Below are 1675 nucleotides of genomic sequence, written 5' to 3'. Positions count from 1 at the left end.
ACGCCCTGGGCCGCGCCCACCACGCGGCACGCCACATCGCCGCATCGGGCATCCAGAGCGTCGTGGTCGACTGCGAGTCCGGCCGGTTCCGCCTCGGGCTGGGCGCCGAGCTCGCGACGCACCTGCAGGCCGAGCACGTCCCGCTCGGCGAGGTGACCGCCGAGGGCCTGGCCGGCGTCGTCCAGGCCGCGACCGCACCGCGCGAGGGGGTGGCCTGACATGCCGCAGGGCAAGCCGCTCGTCGTCCCCGACGACGGCCTCACCACCCGCCAGCGCCGCAATCGCCCGCTGTTGATGGTCCACACCGGCGACGGCAAGGGGAAGTCCACCGCCGCGTTCGGCCTCGCCATGCGCGGCTGGAACCAGGGCTGGGACATCGGCGTCTTCCAGTTCGTCAAGTCCGCGAAGTGGCGCATCGGCGAGCAGACCGTGCTCGAGCGCCTCGCCCGCCTGCACGACGAGACCGGCGAGGGCGGCCCGATCGAGTGGCACAAGATGGGCTCGGGCTGGTCGTGGAGCCGCAAGGGCGGCACCGAGGACGATCACGCCGCCGACGCTGCCGAGGGGTGGGCCGAGGTCAAGCGGCGCATCCAGGCCGAGCGGCACCGGCTCTACGTCCTCGACGAGTTCACGTACCCGATGCAGTGGGGCTGGGTCGACGTCGACGACGTGGTCGAGACGCTCGCGAACCGGCCCGGCACCCAGCACGTCGTCGTCACGGGCCGGCGTGCGGATCCCCGGCTGGTCGAGGTGGCCGACCTGGTCACCGAGATGGGGCACGTGAAGCACCCCATGGACGTGGGCCAGAAGGGTCAGCGGGGCATCGAGTGGTGACCCTGCCACGGGTCCTGGTGGCTGCCCCGGCATCGGGGCACGGGAAGACGACGATCGCGACCGGACTGATGGCCGCGCTCACGGCCCGGGGGCTCGCCGTCTCCGGTCACAAGGTCGGGCCCGACTACATCGATCCGGGCTACCACGCGCTCGCGACGGGTCGGCCGGGACGCAACCTCGACCCGCACCTGACCGATCCCTCGCTCATCGCGCCGTTGCTGCTGCACGGAGCCCGGGGCGCCGACCTCGCCGTCGTCGAGGGTGTCATGGGCCTGTTCGACGGCCAGATCGGTGGTGACGGCTTCGCGTCCACCGCTCATGTGGCGACCCTGACCGACACGCCGGTCGTGCTCGTCGTCGACGTCTCGCACGCCTCCCGCACGATCGGGGCTGTCGTGCACGGCATGGCGACGTTCGAGCCCGGCGTCACGATCGCCGGCGTCATCCTGAACAAGGTCGGCTCGGAGCGGCACGCGACCGAGGTCGTGCATGCCATCGAGCGGACCGGCATCCCCGTCCTGGGGATCCTGCACCGCGACCAGGGCGTCAGCGCGCCGTCACGCCACCTGGGCCTCGTGCCCGCTGAGGAGCGTGCGGAGGCGGCGACCGCCCTGGACCGCCTGGTCGAGCAGGTGACCAGCGGCATCGACCTCGACGCCGTCGTGGAGGTCGCACGCACTGCCCCGCCATTGACGGAGACGGCCTGGGACCCGGCCGCGCACGTCCGGCGGGTGGGCCGGGACTCCCCCGTCGTCGCCGTCGCGGCGGGGCGCGCCTTCACGTTCCGGTACGCCGAGACCACCGAGCTGCTCGAGGCCGCCGGCTGCACGGTCGCGCCGTT

Annotated in this window: 3 protein-coding genes; all 3 read left to right on the top strand. The window is 73.1% G+C overall.

Annotation, left to right across the window (positions count from 1 at the left end; all coding sequences use genetic code 11):
- Positions 1 to 218: hypothetical protein (locus RT323_RS16635; RefSeq protein WP_313410412.1), on the top strand; the 218-nt coding region annotated here is incomplete at its 5' end.
- 1 nt (position 219) lies between these two features.
- Positions 220 to 834, top strand: a complete 615-nt coding sequence (gene cobO, locus RT323_RS16630; protein WP_313410410.1) for a cob(I)yrinic acid a,c-diamide adenosyltransferase — start codon at positions 220 to 222, stop codon at positions 832 to 834.
- Positions 831 to 1675, top strand: an 845-nt coding sequence (locus RT323_RS16625) for a cobyrinate a,c-diamide synthase (RefSeq protein WP_313410408.1), incomplete at its 3' end; no start/stop codon positions are given. The genes cobO and RT323_RS16625, both read left to right, overlap by 4 nt.

Origin of the sequence: Aeromicrobium sp. (assembly GCF_032084975.1) — a bacterium.
Classification (GTDB): domain Bacteria; phylum Actinomycetota; class Actinomycetes; order Propionibacteriales; family Nocardioidaceae; genus Aeromicrobium.
Note: the sequence above shows the minus strand (reverse complement) of the source record. Positions and strands in the feature narration are given on the sequence as shown.